The 21,782-nt window shown below is 59.1% G+C and carries 16 protein-coding genes and 1 CRISPR repeat array (1 of these 17 only partly in view); all 16 genes read left to right on the forward strand.

All coding sequences use genetic code 11. From position 1 onward, the window contains the following. The first annotated feature begins 69 nt into the window (after nucleotides 1–69). The 16 genes from recJ (at nucleotide 70) to cas2e (ending at nucleotide 16,111) form a co-directional block, all read left to right on the forward strand. Nucleotides 70–1,812 carry a single-stranded-DNA-specific exonuclease RecJ gene (recJ, locus tag ACR2R1_RS12170; protein WP_086135114.1) on the forward strand — a complete coding sequence of 581 codons (1,743 nt, stop codon included), beginning with the start codon at nucleotides 70–72 and terminating at the stop codon, nucleotides 1,810–1,812. Nucleotides 1,813–1,997: 185 nt separating this feature from the next. After that, nucleotides 1,998–2,402 (forward strand): Hsp20/alpha crystallin family protein, encoded by a 405-nt coding sequence (locus ACR2R1_RS12175; protein ID WP_086135113.1) that lies wholly within the window; start codon nucleotides 1,998–2,000, stop codon nucleotides 2,400–2,402. A gap of 8 nt (nucleotides 2,403–2,410) precedes the next feature. After that, nucleotides 2,411–4,774 carry an endopeptidase La gene (gene lon, locus ACR2R1_RS12180; protein WP_434110247.1) on the forward strand — a complete coding sequence of 788 codons (2,364 nt, stop codon included), beginning with the start codon at nucleotides 2,411–2,413 and terminating at the stop codon, nucleotides 4,772–4,774. A 796-nt stretch (nucleotides 4,775–5,570) separates the two neighbouring features. Then, nucleotides 5,571–5,843, forward strand: a complete 273-nt coding sequence (locus ACR2R1_RS12185; protein WP_086135112.1) for a type II toxin-antitoxin system Phd/YefM family antitoxin — start codon at nucleotides 5,571–5,573, stop codon at nucleotides 5,841–5,843. A gap of 64 nt (nucleotides 5,844–5,907) precedes the next feature. After that, nucleotides 5,908–6,174 (forward strand): type II toxin-antitoxin system RelE/ParE family toxin, encoded by a 267-nt coding sequence (locus ACR2R1_RS12190; protein ID WP_205781130.1) that lies wholly within the window; start codon nucleotides 5,908–5,910, stop codon nucleotides 6,172–6,174. 51 nt (nucleotides 6,175–6,225) lie between these two features. Then, nucleotides 6,226–8,970: a CRISPR-associated helicase/endonuclease Cas3 gene (locus ACR2R1_RS12195; protein WP_086135111.1), complete on the forward strand. Its 2,745-nt coding sequence runs from the start codon at nucleotides 6,226–6,228 to the stop codon at nucleotides 8,968–8,970. 286 nt (nucleotides 8,971–9,256) lie between these two features. Further along, entirely contained in the window at nucleotides 9,257–9,403 is a 147-nt protein-coding gene (locus ACR2R1_RS12200; protein ID WP_168183879.1) for a hypothetical protein, read from the forward strand. A 12-nt stretch (nucleotides 9,404–9,415) separates the two neighbouring features. After that, nucleotides 9,416–11,050: a type I-E CRISPR-associated protein Cse1/CasA gene (gene casA, locus ACR2R1_RS12205; RefSeq protein ID WP_086135110.1), complete on the forward strand. Its 1,635-nt coding sequence runs from the start codon at nucleotides 9,416–9,418 to the stop codon at nucleotides 11,048–11,050. Next, nucleotides 11,047–11,547, forward strand: a complete 501-nt coding sequence (gene casB, locus ACR2R1_RS12210; RefSeq protein WP_086135109.1) for a type I-E CRISPR-associated protein Cse2/CasB — start codon at nucleotides 11,047–11,049, stop codon at nucleotides 11,545–11,547. Before casA ends, casB begins: the two co-directional genes overlap by 4 nt. Before the next feature lie 31 nt (nucleotides 11,548–11,578). After that, on the forward strand, nucleotides 11,579–12,622 hold the full coding sequence (gene cas7e / locus ACR2R1_RS12215; protein WP_086135108.1) for a type I-E CRISPR-associated protein Cas7/Cse4/CasC: 1,044 nt from the start codon (nucleotides 11,579–11,581) through the stop codon (nucleotides 12,620–12,622). A 2-nt stretch (nucleotides 12,623–12,624) separates the two neighbouring features. Continuing rightward, the gene (gene cas5e / locus ACR2R1_RS12220) at nucleotides 12,625–13,347 is read left to right on the forward strand and encodes a type I-E CRISPR-associated protein Cas5/CasD (protein WP_086135107.1); all 723 of its coding nucleotides are present in this window, start codon (nucleotides 12,625–12,627) and stop codon (nucleotides 13,345–13,347) included. Then, nucleotides 13,344–14,039, forward strand: coding sequence for a type I-E CRISPR-associated protein Cas6/Cse3/CasE (cas6e, locus tag ACR2R1_RS12225; RefSeq protein ID WP_168183878.1), 696 nt, complete (start codon nucleotides 13,344–13,346; stop codon nucleotides 14,037–14,039). The genes cas5e and cas6e overlap by 4 nt, the downstream gene beginning before the upstream one ends. A 39-nt stretch (nucleotides 14,040–14,078) precedes the next feature. Continuing rightward, a complete protein-coding gene (locus ACR2R1_RS12230; RefSeq protein WP_086135105.1) occupies nucleotides 14,079–14,417 on the forward strand; it encodes a type II toxin-antitoxin system prevent-host-death family antitoxin in 339 nt (112 codons plus the stop codon). Beyond that, nucleotides 14,398–14,886 (forward strand): DUF3368 domain-containing protein, encoded by a 489-nt coding sequence (locus ACR2R1_RS12235; RefSeq protein WP_434110252.1) that lies wholly within the window; start codon nucleotides 14,398–14,400, stop codon nucleotides 14,884–14,886. The genes ACR2R1_RS12230 and ACR2R1_RS12235 overlap by 20 nt, the downstream gene beginning before the upstream one ends. A 12-nt stretch (nucleotides 14,887–14,898) precedes the next feature. Beyond that, complete coding sequence (cas1e, locus tag ACR2R1_RS12240) at nucleotides 14,899–15,819, forward strand: type I-E CRISPR-associated endonuclease Cas1e (protein WP_434110254.1); 921 nt, start codon at nucleotides 14,899–14,901, stop codon at nucleotides 15,817–15,819. Then, complete coding sequence (cas2e, locus tag ACR2R1_RS12245) at nucleotides 15,800–16,111, forward strand: type I-E CRISPR-associated endoribonuclease Cas2e (RefSeq protein ID WP_086135102.1); 312 nt, start codon at nucleotides 15,800–15,802, stop codon at nucleotides 16,109–16,111. The genes cas1e and cas2e overlap by 20 nt, the downstream gene beginning before the upstream one ends. A 91-nt stretch (nucleotides 16,112–16,202) precedes the next feature. Continuing rightward, a CRISPR array of direct repeats spans nucleotides 16,203–21,782; the repeat unit is 29 nt; unit sequence CTGTTCCCCACGTACGTGGGGATGAACCG; it runs 435 nt beyond the window's last position.

Genomic DNA, 21,782 nt, shown 5'->3' on the forward strand with positions numbered 1-21,782 from the left:
TTTGCCGACGGCGTGTCGGAAAGGGATTTCCGACCTACGACAGCTCTCCACAGACCCATTTGCCGCCCAATGCCTTACTACCCGGTTAAAAAGAAAATCGTCCCCCGCGGATCGGATCAACTTCCCGATCGAGCCTTTTCCCATCTCCCGCCGCTGCTGCAACGCATTTACACCGCGCGCCGGCTGATCGTCGCCGAGGAACTGGACCGCTCGCTGGCAAAACTCCCCTCGCCCTGGCTGTTGAGCGGCATGGAAGCCATGGCCGATCAACTGACGGAGGCGATTCGAAAAAATCAGAGCATTCTCGTCATCGCCGATTACGACACAGACGGCGCCACCGGCTGCGCGGTGGCCGTCCGGGGACTGAGGTTGCTCGGCGCGGAGCGAGTCTCCTATCTCGTACCCAACCGTTTCGAATACGGCTACGGTCTGACGCCGGAGATCGTCGCGATGGCCGCCCAAAGTACTCCGGACGTTCTCCTGACCGTCGACAACGGCATCTCCAGCCTGGAAGGCACGGCGGCGGCGAAAGCCCGCGGCATGCGGGTCTTCATCACCGATCATCACCTGCCGGGGTCGGAGCTTCCCGGCGCGGACGCCATCGTCAACCCGAATCTGGCCGGTGATCCTTTCCCGAGCAAATATCTGGCCGGCGTCGGCGTGATGTTTTATGTTCTTTCCGCGGTGCGAATCCGACTTCGAGCCGCCGGCCATTTCGCTCGAACCGGTGCCGAAGAGCCGAACCTCGCGCAACTCCTCGATCTGGTCGCTCTGGGCACGGTCGCCGACGTGGTGACGCTGGATCACGTCAACCGCATCCTGGTTCATCAGGGACTTCAGCGCATCCGCTCGGGACAAGCCCACGCAGGATTGCTGGCGCTGCTGGAGGTTTCCGGGCGCAATTCACGCATCATCACGGCAGCCGACCTCGGCTTCGCCGTCGCGCCCCGGCTCAACGCGGCCGGCCGGCTCGAAGACATGACCCTCGGCATCGAGTGCCTGCTGACCGACGACGCGGACGCCGCCCGCGCCATGGCCGTCCGGCTCGACCAGCTGAACCGGGATCGGCGCGAGATCGAGGAACAGATGAAGCTCGACGCGCTCGCTCATCTCGAAGACCTCGATACCTCCTTGGCGACTAAGCCGGGACTTTGCTTGTTTGACGATTCCTGGCATCAGGGCGTGGTCGGCATACTGGCGTCCCGGATCAAGGACCGCGTGAATCGGCCGGTGATTGCTTTCGCCCGTACCGACGGCGACGAGATCAAAGGCTCCGCGCGCTCGATTCCCGGCGTGCACATCCGCGACGTCCTGAGCGATATCGCGACGCGCTGCCCGAACCTGCTGCGGAAATTCGGCGGACACGCGATGGCCGCGGGCCTGAGTCTCCACCGGGACGACCTGGCGCACTTCACCGAGCTGTTCGAGGAAGAGGTGGCTCGCCATTTGGCCGACCTGGACCTCGACCACGCGATACACAGCGACGGGCCGCTCGAAGCCCACGAAATGGCGCTGGAAGTTGCCGAACTGCTGCGCCAAGCGGGCCCCTGGGGCCAAGGCTTTCCCGAACCCTTGTTCGACGGCGAATTCGACGTGGCGCAAAGCCGCATCGTCGGAGACCGCCATCTCAAATTTCTCCTCAAGATCCCGAACTCGGACAAGCTGATCGACGGTATTGCCTTTTTCGTCGACGAACCTGCCGATTGGCTGGCCTGCCGACGCCTTCGAGCCGTCTATCGGCTCGATATCAATGAATTTCGCGACGGCCGAAACGTCCAATTACGTATGGAGTACATGGAAGGTCGCGACTAAAGCGACGTTTGCGATTGGGAAGCGGCGAAACCTGAGTACGGCACAGCCTCTCCCACGGGTTCACCGAAACGGGAGTCTTTCAAGGGAGTTCATGAGTCGGATACGGATATCCGCGGCCGAATTCTCGGCTTCGCGTCGGCTTTCGCCATGTACGGCTTCAAGCCCGCTTTTGCGAGATTATTGTTATGTCGCACGGTCCGACAACCTGGATGTGGGCGCAAGCCTGCGAACTGCTGGAACAGGCGGAGCGGCTCCATCGGCGCTTCTTTCAAGTCCATAGACTTATCGCCTCCCGGCCGACGTGGGAACCGCCCGTCGACATCATCGAAACCCGCGATGCGATCACCATCACGGTCGTATTGCCGGGTGTGCCTCCGGAAGCCATCGATGTCGCCGTAACCGAGGACCTAGTCGTCATATCCGGCGAAAGGTCCTTGAAGATCGCCCCGGATAGCGCCGTCATCCATCGCCTGGAAATACCTTACGGCCGCTTCGAGCGGCGCATCCAATTGCCGCCTTGGCGATTGCGTCCCGGTGACCCGATTTACGCAAACGGCTGTCTGACCATTCCTCTTTTTAAGACGGATTGATTGCCGCCATGAAAACCGAACAACGATCAGACAAACACTCCGAGTCCGCTGTAATCCTACCTCCGGATACCATCGCGATCATTCCGGTGCGGAATATCGTGCTTTTCCCGGGCGTCATCGTTCCCATCAGCGTCGGGCGGGAACCCTCCATTGCCGCGGCCCAGTATGCGCTTCGCCGGGACACCTCGGTCGGAATCCTGCTGCAGCGGGACCCCAAAGTAGACGTACCCGAGCCGGACGAACTTTATACGGTCGGCACCCAGGCCGCCATCCTGCGCTACGTGACCGGGCCGGAAGGCTCGCACAACATCGTCTGCCAGGGCGAGCAACGCTTTCGTATCCTCGAATTCCTGGAAGGGTATCCGTTTCTCGCAGCCCGCATCGAGCCGATCAAGGAACAAGAGATCGAAACGCCCGCCATCGAGGCCCGCCTGTTGCAATTGAAGAACCAAGTGGCCGAAGTACTGGCGCTGCTCCCTCAGGCACCACCGGAATTGTTGAACGCCGTTCAACAGGTATCCTCGGCACACACGCTGGCCGACCTGGTGGCTTCGTTCATGGATTTGGCGATCGCCGAAAAGCAGGAAATCCTCGAGACGTTCGACGCTCAGACACGGCTCGACAAAATCTCGAACCTTCTTCGCCATCGCATTCAGGTCCTCCGCATCTCCAAGGAAATCAGCGACCAGACCAAACAAACCATGGATGAGCGCCAGCGCGAATTCCTGCTTCGCGAACAGCTCAAGACGATTCAAAAGCAACTGGGCGAAACCGACGAACGCACCGAGGAAATCGGCGAACTGTACGAAGCCATTGCCAAGGCGAAAATGCCCGAAGAGGCCGAAAATCAGGCGATGAAGGAGCTGAAGCGGCTGGAACGGATGCCCGAGGCGAGCGCCGAGCACTCCATGGTGCGCAGCTATCTGGAATGGCTGGTCGAACTGCCCTGGTCGGTGGAGACCGAGGACCGCCTGGATGTCGCCGAGGCGCGGCAGGTCCTGGATGAAGATCACTACGGCCTCGAAAAAATCAAAAAGCGGATTCTCGAATATCTCGCGGTACGCAAACTGAATCCTGCGGGAAAAAGCCCGATCCTCTGTTTCGTCGGGCCGCCGGGCGTCGGCAAGACCTCACTGGGGCAAAGCATCGCCCGGGCCACCGGCCGCAAATTCGTACGGGTCAGCCTGGGCGGGGTTCACGACGAGGCCGAAATCCGGGGACACAGGCGAACCTATATCGGCGCCTTGCCCGGCAACATCATCCAGGCCATCCGCAAGGCCGGCGCGCGCAATTGCATCATGATGCTGGACGAAATCGACAAGCTCGGCGCCAGCTTCCACGGAGATCCGTCCGCGGCCCTGCTGGAAGTGCTCGATCCCGAGCAGAACAGCACCTTCCGCGACAACTATCTCGCGGTTCCGTTCGACCTCAGCCACGTCATGTTCATCAGCACGGCGAACATGCTCGACACGATTCCCGGTCCCTTGCGCGACCGCATGGAAGTGATCCACCTGCCCGGCTACACGACCGAAGAAAAGCTTCAGATCGCCCGGCGTTATCTCGTTTCCAAGCAGGCCGAAGCTTGCGGCCTGGACCCCGATCAATGCGAGATCACCGACGAGGCGCTCACCGCCATCATCCGCGACTATACCCGCGAAGCCGGCGTAAGAAACCTGGAACGGGAAATCGGCGCCGTGTTCCGCCATGCCGCCGTCCGCATCGCCGAAGGCGAAATCGAGCGCCTGACGGTGACCCCCGAGCTTCTGCCGACTATTCTGGGCCCGCGGCGCTTCGAAAGCGAAGTCGCGATGCGCACCAGCGTGCCCGGCGTCGCCACCGGCCTCGCCTGGACCCCAGTGGGCGGCGACATTCTCTTCATCGAAGCCAGCCGCGCTCCCGGCACCGGCAAACTGACGCTGACCGGACAACTGGGCGATGTCATGAAGGAAAGCGCCCAAGCCGCCCTGAGTCTTGCCAAGGCCCGCTGCGCCGATCTCGGCATCCAGCCCGAAGTATTCGAAAAAAGCGACATCCACATCCACGTCCCTGCGGGAGCCACGCCCAAAGACGGCCCCAGCGCCGGGGTCGCCATCTTCGTCGCCCTAGTCTCCCTGCTCACCCAAAAGGCGGTCCGCAACGACACCGCCATGACCGGCGAAATCAGCCTGCGCGGCCTGGTCCTGCCGGTCGGCGGCATCAAAGAAAAGGTGCTCGCCGCCCTCGCCGCCGGCATCACCCGTGTCCTCCTGCCGGCCCGCAATCAAAAGGAACTGGAGGAAATCCCCGCCGAAGCAAAGGAGAAACTGCAATTCATCTGGCTGGAACAGGTGGAGGACGCGCTGAAGGAAACACTGGGCGGGTTGAATGGCTGAGCATACCGGTCTATGCGATCGCCCAAGTAAAGGAAGCTATGAACAAGTGGATTCCGTTCATGGCTCGACAAGCTCACCACGAACGGAATCAATACGTTACCGTTCGTCCTGAGCCTGTCGAAGGACTTAATCAGAGCTCGTAGGATGTGCTGAACGCAGTGAAGCGCATCGTTCGCAATGCCGAGATGACGATTTGTGTAGAAACCCTCTTCTCTCTCGGAGAGGGTGGCCGGCAGGCCGGGTGAGGGCGACTCGTCCATAAACCAAGTGAGCAAACCGACATCCCATCGGTATTTCAAACACTCACCTCCCAAACCCCCGCCCCAGAGTCTCGTTCCGATACATGACGTAAGCATTCGCTTACAAAAATTTCAGCCTTTTCTGACATACAGGCATCCGCACAGGCTCACCTAGTGAGCCACTACCCATGCTATAAGGTTTACATTGCATGGGAGATAAGAGATGGCCGCTGATCGTGCTTATTGGAAATATTGGGCAGTAATTCGACGCGAATCCGGTGATCGGGCGAATTATCACCTTTTGCCATATCACTGCATCGATGTAGCGGCAGTTGGAACCCTATACGCCACTCCGCTTCGGATTGATAAGGAACCAAATTAAGACTAAATCCAGTCCTCCTCTTTAGAGCGGCTGTCGGAGTGGTTTACGGCTCGTGGGAGCGGGCTTTAGCCCGCGATAATCGCCTGATCGCAGGCTAAAGCCCGCTCCCACACTAAGCCCATTTGCAATCAATCCTTACGTACGAATGGAAACTGCTTTAATCCGGAACCCACCAATGAAATATTCCAAACAGATCAAGCCCATTAGCCATCTCAAGGCCCACGCCGCCGAGGTCATACGCCAACTCACCGAAGAACGCGAACCCCTGGTAATTACCCAGAACGGCGAAGCCAAGCCGGTTATCCAGGACGTCAAAACCTATGAGGAAACGCAGGAAACATTGGCGCTGCTGAAAATTTTGGCGCTCGGAACCCGGCAGATCGAAGCCGGCAACGTGCAGGAACCGGCCGATGTTATCGGCCGATTACGCAACAAGGGACGAGAGTGATGGTTCATCGCGTTCTTTTGACCGCTGATGCCGCCGATGACCTCGAAGATCCGTTCGACTACATTTGCACACAGGATTCACCGGACGCGCCGCTCACGTGCTGGACGAAATCCAGCATGTTTTCGATAGCCTCGCGGAATTTCCCAAGCAGGGCGTCTACCCGAGAGAGCTATCGGCCCTCGGCATTCATGAATACCGCGAATTATTCTTCAAGCCTTACCGAATCGTTTATCGAACCATCGACGATACCGTCTATGTCATGCTGATCGCGGACGGACGGCGCGACATGCAGATCTTGCTGGCGCGGCGGTTATTGGGAAAGCGTTGTTAGAAGAAAAGTACGAAGCGATTTTGCTAGTTTTTGGTTAATGGGGGATAAGAAATGGAGAAGAGGTTTTGGAGATATTGGGGAAAAGCCCGTAAAGAAGGAGAAGGCGGGACACCTTACCACCTCTTGCCGTATCACAGTCTGGATGTGGCGGCGGTAGGTGTGACTTTTCTGCGTCGGACGCATCGCTTACGATCATTTTTGGCCAATTTTCTGGGCTTGGACGAAACAATCCTTGTTGCTCTGTTCGGTTTTTTCTTAGCGCTGCATGATCTCGGCAAGTTCAGCGAGAGATTCCAAGGACAACGGCCGGATATACTGAAAAGATTGCAAAGCAAGACCAGCTCGAATAATTACACAGTTCGCCACGATTCCTTAGGCTTTGCCTACTGGCAACAATGTCTCTGGCCCCAATTGCAGCCACTTTCCGCTTTTGCCACGTTCTCCAATCACACGCTGGAATACTGGGCTTCGGCAGTCATGGGGCATCACGGCAAGCCACCTATACTGGCCAAATCGGTCGGACAGGGGTTTATTTTGACCGATCATTTCTTTGCCGAGGATCGGCTTGCCGCCGCCGAATTCGCCGAAGACGTTCGGCATCTATTCTTGACGGAACACCTAGAAAAAGCTCTAAGCACGCTCGATCCAAAAACCTTCGCCAAAGCCAGCCGGGCGCTTTCGTGGTGGCTGGCGGGTCTTGCGGTGCTGGCGGACTGGTTGGGATCGAACCAGGATTTCTTTCCCTACCGTTCGGACGAATGGCCTCTGGAGAAATACTGGGATTCCACGCTAAACCAGGCAGAATCAGCGGTAGCGGCGACTGATCTATTGCCGATTGCCGTAGCACCGTCGCAGCAGCCGGAAACCTTGTTCGAGTTCCTGAAAACCGGCCTGACGCCTTTGCAAATGGAAGCGGACCGGGTGCCGCTAGCGTCGGGGCCGCAATTGTTTGTATTGGAAGATGTAACTGGGGCAGGCAAAACCGAGGCCGCCGTCATTCTCTCGCAGCGTCTGATGGCGGCGGGCCTGGCCGATAGCGTGTATTTCGCACTGCCGACCATGGCGACCTCCAATGCCATGTATGTGCGCATTGCACCGGTTTACAACCGTTTGTTCGCTGCAACGGCAAAGCCTTCGCTGGTATTGGCGCATGGTGCGGCACACTTATCCGACGGCTTTCAATCCTCGATTCTTCCTTTTGAGCATGCGGTCGAAGATGAGCGCCTCAACGCTACCGATGAATCGGCCTCCGCCCGCTGCAATGCCTGGTTTGCCGATAATCGGAAAAAAGCCTTGCTGGCCCATGTCGGCGTGGGCACTGTCGACCAAGCCCTGCTGGCGGTATTGCACAGCAAGCATCAGTCGCTACGAGTGCTGGGTTTATTCGGCAAATTGCTGATCGTGGATGAAGTCCATGCCTGCGACGCCTACATGTTGGGTTTGCTGAATCAGCTTCTCACGTTGCAGGCCCGTGCCGGCGGCAGTGCGATTCTGCTTTCAGCCACCTTGCCGTTGGCAAGCCGACAGCAATTGGCCGATGCCTTTCGGCGTGGACTGGGCGCGGGTATTCAGTCTTTACAGTCCGATGCTTATCCACTGCTGACGCAGATAAGCGACTCCCCAATCAAACCTAACGAAATACCGTTGGGCACTCGCCCCGAGGTGGCGCGCTCGGTGCGGGTTGAACTTCAGGCCGAGGAAGCATCGGTTTGGGCGGCGCTGCACGAGACGCTCGCCGCCGGCGGTTGCGCCTGCTGGATACGCAACACGGTGGCCGACGCATTGGAAACCCATGCCCGCGTTCTGGACGACGAGCGCTTCGATCCTGCGCGCGTCCATCTTTTTCATGCCCGCTTCACCACGGGCGACCGGATATGCATTGAAGACGCTATGCTCCAGCGTTTTGGCAAAGACTCCGGTCCAACGGAGCGGGCGGGACAATTGGTCATTGCCACCCAGGTGGTGGAGCAATCTCTGGATGTGGATTTCGATCTGCTGGTCTCCGATCTCGCGCCCATAGACTTGCTCATTCAGCGGGCCGGGCGTTTGCAACGCCATGCGCGTGACGAGCAAGGCAACCTTTTACCCGCCCGTCAGCCGGATCGGCGCGGCGGAGCGCAGCTTATCGTTTTCGGCCCCTTGCCCGACAGCGAGGTTGGCGAGGATTGGTACCAGGGCTTTTTCCCCAAGGGCGCGGCGGTTTATCCCAACCACGGTCAGTTATGGCTGACGGCCAAGCGATTGGCCGACCAACAAGGATTCCGAATGCCGGAGGATGCCCGTGCTTTGATCGAAGGCGTTTATGGCCCCGAAGCGGATCAAGCAATGCCGGGTGCCTTGTTGGGCAAGCATTTCGATGCCGAAGCAGGCCGGTTGGTGCAACAATCCGCCGTCAAACACCATGCGATTCGCCTGGATGCAGGCTATCAGGCGGACGAGGAAACCTGGTGGGAAGACCGCATTGCACTGACCCGGTTAGGCGAGGAAACCCACACATTGCGCCTTGCTCGCTGGCGGGAGGGACAGCTCTTGCCTTGGCACGAAGGCGAGGATGGCTGGCATTTGAGCGAAGTACGGGTGCGCCAGGCGCTAGTGATGGATGCCGTGATCGAAGATGCGGCGCTTCGAAATGAGCTTGAGAAACTCAAGCCATCCTTGCCCGGCAAGGGACGCTGGTCGGTGTTGTTGCCGCTGATTGAAGCCGACGGTGCCTGGCGTTGTGATGCTTTGAATGGAAAGAAACGGCGAGTTAAGGTCAGTTATTCCGAACGGTCCGGGCTGAGCGTTGAGCCTTAGTGCTTGTCTTCGCCGATCGATAGCTGATAGATAAAGGCGACGGGCTTTTGTAGCCCGTCGCCTTCCCCACGGGCGTGGGGAACGTCACATAACCGAGTAATCACCCCGGTTCATCCCCACTGCAAATAGGTGGGGGCGATTTCCTCCCAGTGGCTTACTTGAGTGTGGGGACCAAGTCTATTTTATACGAATTCTCTGGTCGCGTACTTACCTGAGTAATCACCCCTTGAGATTTCATTTAAGTGCCTCTATGATTCCTGACTCCATACGAGCCAGGAGACACATTGTGAGAGAACTGTTACAGATCATCGCTTGGTTTCAGTCGACGACAGTCAGTCAACGCTTGCCCGGTCTGTTTGCCATGACCCTGCTCGCGTTAATCCTGGCTTTGGGTGTGAGTCTGATGCTGGCTTCCAAACTGCTGATCGGATAAGGGGAATCTCTCATGCTAAATCTGATTACAGATCGCTGGTTGCCGGTACGCCGCGCCAGCGGCTTGGCAGCGGTTATTGCGCCCTATGAACTCACGCAAGGTCTGGATGACGATCCCATTGTCCGGCTTGATGCGCCGCGCCTGGATTTCAACGCCGCTCTGGCGCAATTCCTCATAGGGCTCCTGCAAACCCTCAGCCCTCCGGAAGATGAAGAAGCTTGGCGGGATCGGTGCGAGTCGCCGCCCACGCCCGAAATCTTGCAAGAGCATTTCGTTTCTTATGCGCCATATTTTGAGTTGGCAGGGGATGGGGTTCGGTTCATGCAGGATTACGACCTTGTCGAAGGCGAGCCCAAGCCTATCGGCGCCCTGCTCATCGATGCGCCCGGCGCCAAGGCCGAACGCGACAACACCGATCATTTCGTCAAACGCGGTTATATCAATGGCCTCAGTCCAGCCTGTGCGGCGATGGCTTTGCTCACCCTACAAACCAACGCACCCAGCGGTGGTGTTGGGCACCGCACATCCCTGCGCGGCGGCGGGCCATTGACTACCTTGGTCATGCCAGCAAAACACGATAATCGGCCTCTCTCGCTGTGGGAACTGCTGTGGTGGAACGTGCTGCCGCAGCCGGATTTCCTGAACGACTGGTCAGGGCCAAATACGCCGGAAGCTCTGTTTCCCTGGGCCGGGCCAATCAAAACCAGCGACGCGAAGTCGGGCTATGTCTATGCCCCGGCCAATACTCATCCGGCCCACGCTTACTGGGCCACGCCACGTCGCATCCGCCTGGATTTCCAGCACACCGAAAGCGGCCTATGCAGTCTGTCGGGCGAGCCCCACGAAACGCTGGTCACCCAGTACGTCACCAAGAACTATGGAGCGAATTACGTCGGCTGGAAACATCCGTTAAGTCCCTATTACTACGACAAGGACAAACAGCCGTTGCCTTTGCACGCCCAGCCCGGCGGCATGACTTACCGGCATTGGCCGGGATTGGCGGCGACCGGAGCCGACACCAACGGAGAAGCGGCCAGAGTGGTGTCCCAGTTCGGAAAACGTGCCGAAACCGGCGACACCGTGCAACTGTGGACGTTCGGTTACGACATGGACAATATGAAGCCGCGCTGCTGGTACGAATCGGTCATGCCCTTGCACGCCATACCGGACATCTGGCGAGAGGCGTTTCATGATTTCACGCGGCGCTTGATCGGAGCGGCGGAATTGTGCGCGGTCTATCTGCGCACGGCTTTGCGCCAGGCCTGGTTCGGCCCCGAAGAAAAAGTCGATACCACCAAGCTGGCTTATCTCGACGTAGCGTTCTGGCATGACACCGAAGCTGGTTTTTACAGGCTGTTGCAGCAGGCGGCCGCGGCTTGCCGGAGCACCGGGCTGGCACTCGAACAGCGCCAGGACTTGGCTTTACGCTGGTATCGTGATTTGCGCGACCACACCCGGCACTCGTTTGATTATCACGCCCATGCCGGCGCCTGGGAACATGAAAACGCCGAGCGTATCGCTTTGGCCCACATCGAATTGCAGAAGAAGCTGAATGGCAAGAAGCTGCGCGCCGAAACGCTCGAATTGCCCAAAATCCAGCCCAAAGACGAGGGGAACGAAGACATGGAAAAGGGGAACACGCCATGAAGAATCCGTTCGAGCCGAAGCAACCCGCCAGCGAAACGTTATATCGGTGGTGGGAACAACTGGAGAATAACAAAGGCGAGCGGGCGGCATTGTCCCGATGCGCCACGATCACGGAAGTTCTGCTCTGTCCGGCTTTCTACACCATCGCCCAGCCTTTGGAGGAACAGGTCGGGCTTGACCCATGTGGGCGTGAAGGTTTGGCCGCTATCGTGGGGCTGTTGGCCCATGTCCGCGCGAACGACGCACAAAAATTGCCGCAAGCCATGGCGACCGGTGACGCCAAGCCCGCGGTCAGCGCCGCGCGCTTCCGCCGTCTGTTGGAAGCGCAAACCCTGGACGAGCTTTATCCGCTCATGCGCCGCGTCTTGGGCCTCCTGGACAAAACCGCCAATGTCCGGGATTTGGCGCGGAGCCTCTACGACTGGAACGACTCAATCCGTAAGGAATGGGCCTACGCCTATTTCGCCCAGGCCGCCAAGAACGCCTCACAATCCTAATCTGTAGCCAACAACAAGAAGGAAATCCCCCATGCATCGTTTTCTGCAATTGCACCTGTTAACGTCCTATCCGCCTTCCAATCTGAACCGGGACGATTTAAGCCGCCCGAAATCCGCCATTGTCGGCGGTGTCAAACGCCTGCGGATTTCCTCCCAAAGCCTCAAGCGCGCCTGGCGCAGTTCGGAATTATTCGCGCAAACCCTGGAAGGGCATGTGGGGGTGCGCACCAAGGAAATGGGCCGAAAGATCTATCGCGATCTGACGGCGCGGGGCGTGGCGGAAAAAGACGCCAAGGAGTGGGCCAAAGCCATTGCCGGCCGGTTCGGCGCGTTGAAGAAAACCACCGACAAACTGGCGGAACTGGACATCGAACAGCTGGCTCATTTCAGCCCGGAAGAACAAGCCGCCATCGATAGCCTGGTGCAAACCCTGGCCGCTCAAGGCTCCGCGCCGACGGAGGAACAGTTGAAGCTGCTGCGCCACGAACACCGGGCCGCCGATATCGCCCTGTTTGGCCGCATGTTGGCGAGTTCACCGGACTTCAACACCGAGGCCGCCGCCCAGATCGCCCACGCCATCACCGTCCACAAGGTGCAGGAAGAAGATGATTTCTTTACTGCCGTCGATGATTTGAACCGCGCCAACATGGGCGCGGGACACATGGGTGAAAGCGGTTTCGGCGCCGGCGTGTTCTATCTCTATGCCTGCATCAATCGGGAATTGCTGCGGGACAATTTGCAAGGTGATGACGGACTAACGAAAAAAACGCTGGCCGCGATCCTCGAAGCCATGTGCAAGATCGCTCCCGCCGGCAAACAAAACAGCTATGCCTCGCGCGCCTATGCCTCCTATGCGCTGGCTGAAAAAGGTGACCAACAGCCGCGCTCGTTGTCCCTGGCTTTCGTCGATCCGGTGGTCGGGCCGGATTTTATCAACCAGGCTATCGGCCGCCTGAACGACCGTATGGAAAAGCTGGATAAGGTTTATGGCGACTGCGCCGCGGCTCGCTACGCCTTCAATGCAGAGCAAGGCGAAGGAAGCTTGAATGACCTAATCCGCTTCGCCACGGAGTAAGAATGATGCCGGAATTTTTGCTGTTTCGCCTGTATGCGCCGCTGGCCTCCTGGGGCGATACGGCGGTGGGAGAATTCAGGCCGACCGACAACCGGCCCGGTAAAGCCGCCATTGCCGGCTTGTTGGGCGCTGCTCTCGGGATCAGGCGGGAGGAAAACGAAGTCCACCGGTCTTTGCATGACGGTTACGGTCTCGCCGTGCGCACCGATCTGCCGGGCCATTTACTACGCGATTTCCATACCGCGCAGGTGCCGCCGGCGCGGCGCAACACGGTTCATAACACCCGGCGGGAAGAGCTGGCTGCCGACGATCTGAACACCATTCTTTCCACCCGCGATTATCTGGCCGATGCCGTACATACCGTCTGCCTATGGGCGAAAGCGGAAGCGCGGCACTCCCTTGCGGAACTGCGCGAAGCACTGATCAGCCCGCGCTTCACGCTTTATCTTGGACGCAAAGCCTGTCCTCCCGCGTTACCTCTGGAAGCACAGGTGGTTAGTGCCGACAGCCTTAAAGACGCCTTCGCAAAAGCGAAATTCCAGCCTTGTGGGGAACTGGACCACAGGATTCGGCGGCAGAAAGGCGTGGATTATTACTGGGAAGACGGCGTCGAGAGCGGTTTCGGCAAGTTCCAAACGGTACAGCGCAAGGATCGGCTGATCCATCGTAGTCGCTGGCAATTCGGCGAGCGCGAGGAGTATCAGGCATTGCGGGAGGACACGTGAGGTATTTTAGTAAAGCCGTATTGGATTTGAGCCGGCGGGAGGCACGCGAGTGCCTGCTCGAACTGGATAACCCTTATCGCGAACATCAGTTACTGTGGCGATTGTTTCCCGACACAGCGCGCAGAGAGTTTCTGTTCACCCGCGCTTCCGGCGGCCAAACTGCGTATTACCTGGTTTCACCGGCGCCGCCTGCCGCCCCATCCTCGGCCTGGATGCTCGAATCCCGCGAATACCGGCCGAATCTTGCCGTCGGCGACCGGTTGGAGTTTCGTCTGCGCGCCAATCCCATCGTGGCGCGGCGGCAAGGCGAAATCCGCACTGGCGGCAAGGCGCGGACTCACCGCCACGATGTGGTGATGGAGGCTAAACGCGCGTTGAACTGGAAAACCCTGCCCGAGAATGATCGCCCGCCGTTAGCCGAAGTCATTCAGCGAGCAGGTACAGCGTGGCTGGCGGCGCGAGCGGCTAAATATGGATTCCACCTCGACACTGAATCCTTGGAAGTTGATGGTTATGAACAACATCGCTTTTTGAAAAAAGGCGATAAGCCGGTCACATTTAGTACGCTTGATTTTCAGGGCGAACTGACCGTGACCGAACCCATAGCTTTTGTAGAGCACGCTTTGTTTTCCGGCATCGGCCCCGCCAAAGCCTTCGGCTGCGGTTTGCTGTTAGTACGGCGCTTGGGATAAATTGTTCCCCTACTTGTGGGCATATTTGGAGAAGACATCATGCACACCTTTACGATCCGCGATTTGCGCGACCGGACCGGCGAACTGGTACGCGATGCCGAAGCGGGCAAGCTTTCCGTCGTCACCAAACATGGGCAGCCGATCTTCGTAGCCGTACCCTTCGATGACTTCCTGTTGCGCGAGGGTGTGAATGTGGCCTTGGCGGTGAAACTGTTCGATGAGGAAGCACTGTCGCTCCGTGAGGCCGCCAAGCTGGCTGGCATGACGCTGGCCGAATTCATGGAAGAATGTTCGGCGCGTGAAATACCGGTGGTGCGTTATTCGCCGGAAGACCTGCGTCAGGAATTGGCGGACATGGATGACGTGTCTCGTCGCTGATAGCGGTCCGCTCATCGCGCTCGCCAAACTCGGTCTTTTGGATTTGCCCGTTCGATTGTTCACGCGCGCGGTGTTGCCGTCCACGGTATTCGCTGAATGCCTTGCCCAAGCACGGCGGCCCGACGCACAGGCGATAAAAACATTCGTCGAGGGAGGGCAACTCGACGTGGTGGACGATGCGGCCTGGCCCGAAGGAATTGCGGTTCCGCGCCTGGATGCCGGTGAAACCGCCGCCTTGGCGCTTGCGCATCAGTTACAAGCCCACCTGCTTGTGGACGAATTGCGTGGACGCCGTGCCGCGCGGCGGTTGGGTGTGCCGGTCGTGGGGGTCTGCGGTTTGCTGCTGCTGGCGAAGCGGCAAGAGTATATCGACACCGTTGCGGTACCGATGGACGTGCTGCGCGCCCAGGGCTACTTTATCGCCCCCGATCTGCGCGCGGCCGTACTCGCCGCTGCGGGCGAAGACTGAGGCTGATACGCCATGACAGACCTCCTCCCTCCCCTCAAACCCATCGCCATGAAAGAGCGCATTTCGCTCATTTTCATCGAATACGGAGAAATCGACGTGCTCGACGGCTCGTTCGTGGTGATCGACAAAACCGGCGTGCGCACCCACATTCCGGTGGGCTCCATCGCCTGCATCATGCTGGAACCCGGAACGCGGGTGTCGCACCGGGCGGCGGCGCTGGCGGCGCGGGTCGGAACCTTGCTGGTCTGGGTGGGCGAAGCCGGGGTTCGGCTCTACGCCTCGGGGCAGCCGGGCGGCGCGCGCTCCGACCGTCTTCTGTATCAGGCCAAGCTCGCCCTGGACGAGGACGCCCGGCTCAAGGTGGTGCGCAAGATGTACAAGATTCGCTTCAAGGAAAAGCCGCCGGAGCGGCGCAGCGTCCAGCAACTCCGCGGCATCGAGGGGGCGCGGGTCCGAAAGCTGTACGAACTGCTCGCCAAGCGCTATGGCGTCACCTGGAAGCACCGCAACTACGACGCCGACGAATGGGGCTCGGGCGATCTTCCCAACCGTTGCGTCAGTTCCGCCACCGCCTGTCTTTACGGCATCACCGAAGCGGCGGTGCTGGCGGCGGGTTACGCGCCGGCGGTGGGTTTCATTCACACCGGAAAACCCTTGTCATTCGTCTACGACATCGCCGACCTCTTCAAATTCGACACAGTCGTGCCGGTCGCCTTCAAGATCGCCTCCCAGCAGCCGGGCGAACCGGAACGCGCCGTCCGTCTCGCCTGCCGGGACGTGTTCCGGCAAACCAAGCTCCTGCAGCAGATCATTCCCGCCATCGAAGACGTGCTCGCCGCGGGCGGCCTGGAACCGCCGGAAACCCCGGAAGACGCCGTCGGCCCCGCCATCCCCAACCCCAAGAGTCTCGGCGATGCTGGTCATCGTGGTTGAAAACGTTCCGCCCCGGCTGCGCGGCCGTTTGGGCGTGTGGCTGGTGGAAGTGCGCGCCGGCGTCTACGTCGGCGATTTGTCGAAGCGCGTGCGCGAAATGCTCTGGGCGCAAGTCGAAGCCGGCCTCGGAGACGGCAACGCGGTGATGGTATGGTCCACCAATACGGAATCGGGCTTCGACTTCGTAACCCTCGGCAAGAACCGGCGCATGCCGGTCGAATTGGACGGCCTGAAACTGGTGTCCTTCTATCCGCCCGAACCGGCCAACGGGGAGGGAAATAATGCTCTTTAACAACCCGGATTTTTCATTTTCAAAGCGGCGAATCGCCGGTAGAATTTCGACCGGTATTTTTTGCCAGTCCTAACAATAGGTTAGAAATGGTCTGTTCCCCACGTACGTGGGGATGAACCGTTCATCCATAGCCATTCGGTGGCGAGGCCGTGCTGTTCCCCACGTACGTGGGGATGAACCGCCCTGGACCAGCTCGTAGACGCCCCACCCCATCTGTTCCCCACGTACGTGGGGATGAACCGGTGGTTTTGATCGGCGGGCCGGCGTGCGGGAACTGTTCCCCACGTACGTGGGGATGAACCGATATTTCATGAATATACCAGACAGTGAAATCCCTGTTCCCCACGTACGTGGGGATGAACCGGGTCTCCGGCTCGGGTCTGTGGCGATGGGGATCTGTTCCCCACGTACGTGGGGATGAACCGGAAATGGGTTGGCAGAAGGCGAGGGAACTGCACTGTTCCCCACGTACGTGGGGATGAACCGTCTTCTTTTTGCTGCCGGTCTTTCCTGGGCCGCTGTTCCCCACGTACGTGGGGATGAACCGGGAACCGGTCACGTTAACGATTTGGGATGATGCTGTTCCCCACGTACGTGGGGATGAACCGCCCGATCCCCGCGAGGCGCTTATCCAGTATTACTGTTCCCCACGTACGTGGGGATGAACCGGTTTGGCGTTGAAAATGTCTAAACCGGGCATGCTGTTCCCCACGTACGTGGGGATGAACCGCCGCGACACCAAGTCGGGGCCGCGAACTTTCCCTGTTCCCCACGTACGTGGGGATGAACCGACGCCAGCCGGATTGATGAGCTGTTCCGCGAACTGTTCCCCACGTACGTGGGGATGAACCGACAACGAACTCCTGAAAGCCCTGACCCCGCGACTGTTCCCCACGTACGTGGGGATGAACCGCCCACGGCGACATGCCGGTCGATGTGCCGCTGCCTGTTCCCCACGTACGTGGGGATGAACCGTTTTGGATTAAGAGCAACAGGGAAAAAGTAAACTGTTCCCCACGTACGTGGGGATGAACCGGAGGGGCAGGTATTCTCCGCGATCACTGGCACCTGTTCCCCACGTACGTGGGGATGAACCGACGCCACGCAAGACGAAAAAGTTGCGTAGGTTCTGTTCCCCACGTACGTGGGGATGAACCGTCGAACGGCGGATGGTCGAGGTCCGCCTTGGTCTGTTCCCCACGTACGTGGGGATGAACCGTATTCACTGGCGCCGCGAACGTCCCGGCACGCCTGTTCCCCACGTACGTGGGGATGAACCGTCGTTTGCGCGAGATACCCCGCTCGACATCTCCTGTTCCCCACGTACGTGGGGATGAACCGCCCGCACCGAACGCGCGGTCGCCGAACTCAAGCTGTTCCCCACGTACGTGGGGATGAACCAGAGCGGCTGGCGTCGCTGGTGGGCTGGTTGGAGCTGTTCCCCACGTACGTGGGGATGAACCGGAAAAGACCAAGCTGATCGACGGACTGGGACTCTGTTCCCCACGTACGTGGGGATGAACCGGTCGGCCTGTTCTTCCTGGATGAAGAAGTGGTCTGTTCCCCACGTACGTGGGGATGAACCGGGCTTGGAGCTGGCGGAGATAGCTTTCAGCGTCTGTTCCCCACGTACGTGGGGATGAACCGTGCAAAAACAATATCCTCGCCAAGCCATGGGATCTGTTCCCCACGTACGTGGGGATGAACCGCGAATCAACTTGCCCGGCGATCTCGACCGTTTCTGTTCCCCACGTACGTGGGGATGAACCGGAGCTGGAGCTGGCCGAACGCAAGGGCGAACTCTGTTCCCCACGTACGTGGGGATGAACCGGCCTATAGACTGATCAAGCGGGGCATCCGCAACTGTTCCCCACGTACGTGGGGATGAACCGCAGCAGGAGCAGGTGCTGTTCGCCGTGTGCGACTGTTCCCCACGTACGTGGGGATGAACCGCAGGTACTGGGGGCGGCCTGATATGACCGATACTGTTCCCCACGTACGTGGGGATGAACCGTCTGGGGCCGGCTCAATGGCCGAGATTGATCTCTGTTCCCCACGTACGTGGGGATGAACCGCCACCGGGGAATCCCCCCGCAGGATCGAACGTCTGTTCCCCACGTACGTGGGGATGAACCGGCCTCGGCGAAGTCGAGGCACTCGCGCCGCGCCCTGTTCCCCACGTACGTGGGGATGAACCGGCTCCGGGCCATGTTTACACCGCGTTCGAGTGCTGTTCCCCACGTACGTGGGGATGAACCGGCTAGGCGAAATACGGGACTATCAGGAACGGGCTGTTCCCCACGTACGTGGGGATGAACCGTCTCTTTTAAGCCCTTCGACACGCTTATCTCCCTGTTCCCCACGTACGTGGGGATGAACCGTGACCGGCATCGGCGACCAGTCGCGGCAGTATCTGTTCCCCACGTACGTGGGGATGAACCGAATGGGCCCTGCTTTTCTAAAAGCAAAAGATACTGTTCCCCACGTACGTGGGGATGAACCGATGGGGATGGGGTTCATGCGATTATTCCGATCCTGTTCCCCACGTACGTGGGGATGAACCGTCCGGGGCGTTCGGGGCGCGCCGCGCCCAGCGCTGTTCCCCACGTACGTGGGGATGAACCGGCCAGCGCCGGGGCACCGACGACGATGCCGATCTGTTCCCCACGTACGTGGGGATGAACCGCCAGTATTGTTCCTCTCCAGTAGGCGCTAAAACTGTTCCCCACGTACGTGGGGATGAACCGGTCGATCAGTTCGCGGATGCGGGATTCTTCGCCTGTTCCCCACGTACGTGGGGATGAACCGAAAATGTGTTGAGTTATCCGGTATACCACGGGCTGTTCCCCACGTACGTGGGGATGAACCGGGGTTAGGGCAAAAAAAATCCCCCGAGGGCTGCTGTTCCCCACGTACGTGGGGATGAACCGCAAAAACGGTAACTGTTGGGATCGTTACGGAACTGTTCCCCACGTACGTGGGGATGAACCTGACTGAACAAAATACGTCGTTTATCGATTTTCCTGTTCCCCACGTACGTGGGGATGAACCGGTACATTACACGGGCACGGGCTCTATTGTGGCCTGTTCCCCACGTACGTGGGGATGAACCGTATTACGATAAGGCCCACGATATTAGGTCCAACTGTTCCCCACGTACGTGGGGATGAACCGGTTTACACTATCCCCACGTTGAACAACAACCGCTGTTCCCCACGTACGTGGGGATGAACCGCGCTTATCCTGGACGCCAAGCGGGGCGGGATACTGTTCCCCACGTACGTGGGGATGAACCGCGGCCGAACTCTGCGGCGTCACCGTTCAAACCCTGTTCCCCACGTACGTGGGGATGAACCGCATCCGTCGGACTATTTTGGCGCGTATGCGTCCTGTTCCCCACGTACGTGGGGATGAACCGGCGAGCATTGCCGGTGTTCATCGGGTGGCACGCTGTTCCCCACGTACGTGGGGATGAACCGTTCAGAAATCAGGTTATTAAATACGGGTCGGCCTGTTCCCCACGTACGTGGGGATGAACCGGACTCTGTGCGGTCCGACTCCCATCAAATCGCCCTGTTCCCCACGTACGTGGGGATGAACCGCGCGGAGAATTAAGCGATCCGTACCCGGTAAGCTGTTCCCCACGTACGTGGGGATGAACCGCCCCAACGTCAGGGGTGATTGATTAATCGCAGCTGTTCCCCACGTACGTGGGGATGAACCGATATAGACGGGTATTGATTATGAGCGGGTGGGCTGTTCCCCACGTACGTGGGGATGAACCGATCCGGGAGTATTTATTAGCCGGTAAACGGGTCTGTTCCCCACGTACGTGGGGATGAACCGTGGCAGGTTAGCCGGATTGATGTCACGGGAAACTGTTCCCCACGTACGTGGGGATGAACCGGATCAAACGATCCGTACCCGGTAGCGGGTAGTCTGTTCCCCACGTACGTGGGGATGAACCGCACCACGTCAAGCTTCTCGGCAAGTTCAGCGACTGTTCCCCACGTACGTGGGGATGAACCGGGTAGAGGCTGAATGCGCGGGGGCGGACGCGCCTGTTCCCCACGTACGTGGGGATGAACCGAACAATTGACCGGCAATTGAGGCGGACATGGCCCTGTTCCCCACGTACGTGGGGATGAACCGCTTGTTTTTCATCGTATTCCTCGATGGTTCGTTCTGTTCCCCACGTACGTGGGGATGAACCGTGGCCGGCGCTGTCGCCGGTCACCGTCGGCCGCTGTTCCCCACGTACGTGGGGATGAACCGCTACGGCCAATAAAAAAACCGCCGCCCGAGGACTGTTCCCCACGTACGTGGGGATGAACCGTAAACCTTGAATCGATCAGCCCGTACAGTCAACTGTTCCCCACGTACGTGGGGATGAACCGAAACGGAAACAGACCGGCAAGGTCCCGTTTTTCTGTTCCCCACGTACGTGGGGATGAACCGCAAATAGTCGGAACGCCGTTCGATAGCTTTTTCTGTTCCCCACGTACGTGGGGATGAACCGGCTAGTCAGGGTGTAGAAACCCATGGAACCCCCTGTTCCCCACGTACGTGGGGATGAACCGGCTCGCATGACGTCGCGGGCATAAGGCGTCCGCTGTTCCCCACGTACGTGGGGATGAACCGGCGTCGGAATCGAAAGGAAAAACAGAACGCAGCTGTTCCCCACGTACGTGGGGATGAACCGAACCCCCCGAATTAGGCGGATACTCAGCAGAGCTGTTCCCCACGTACGTGGGGATGAACCGATGGCAAACCTCCGTCGCGTGACAAAATCCTCCTGTTCCCCACGTACGTGGGGATGAACCGCAGGAGTGGGTCGATGCTCACCCCGGCGCTACGCTGTTCCCCACGTACGTGGGGATGAACCGTTCATCCGTGACCGTAAAGTCTTCCGGTCTTCCTGTTCCCCACGTACGTGGGGATGAACCGAATGAACGCACGGACGGGCAGAACCTAAAGGACTGTTCCCCACGTACGTGGGGATGAACCGTGACACTAAACGAACTGAACCGAGCACTAGATCTGTTCCCCACGTACGTGGGGATGAACCGATAAGGGATTAGCTAAACGATTCCACGATGCTCTGTTCCCCACGTACGTGGGGATGAACCGATGCAGGGATTTGTACGAAAAAAACGGGACCTCTGTTCCCCACGTACGTGGGGATGAACCGTTCCGGGTGATGTTGTTGCCCGGAATGCCGCCCTGTTCCCCACGTACGTGGGGATGAACCGCTCTTTCACGCGGGCCTTGAATTCTGAAAGTTCTGTTCCCCACGTACGTGGGGATGAACCGTCGAAGGCGACACGGCGGCGTAATTCATGCTCTGTTCCCCACGTACGTGGGGATGAACCGGTGACTCCGATCGAGTACCGCTGTTTCGATCCCTGTTCCCCACGTACGTGGGGATGAACCGCCCGCGCAATCGCGTTGACGGCCTACCCGGAACTGTTCCCCACGTACGTGGGGATGAACCGGGAAACCTTGGCCATTAGATGCGGACTACCTCCTGTTCCCCACATACGTGGGGATGAACCGGGCTGGATGGCGGCGGCCTTGAACCAGGCCGACTGTTCCCCACATACGTGGGGATGAACCGGCGGGCGAAATCCTGGACGCGAAATATGAGGGCTGTTCCCCACATACGTGGGGA

This window comes from Methylocaldum sp. GT1TLB, assembly GCF_051027445.1.
In the GTDB taxonomy this organism is placed as follows: domain Bacteria; phylum Pseudomonadota; class Gammaproteobacteria; order Methylococcales; family Methylococcaceae; genus Methylocaldum.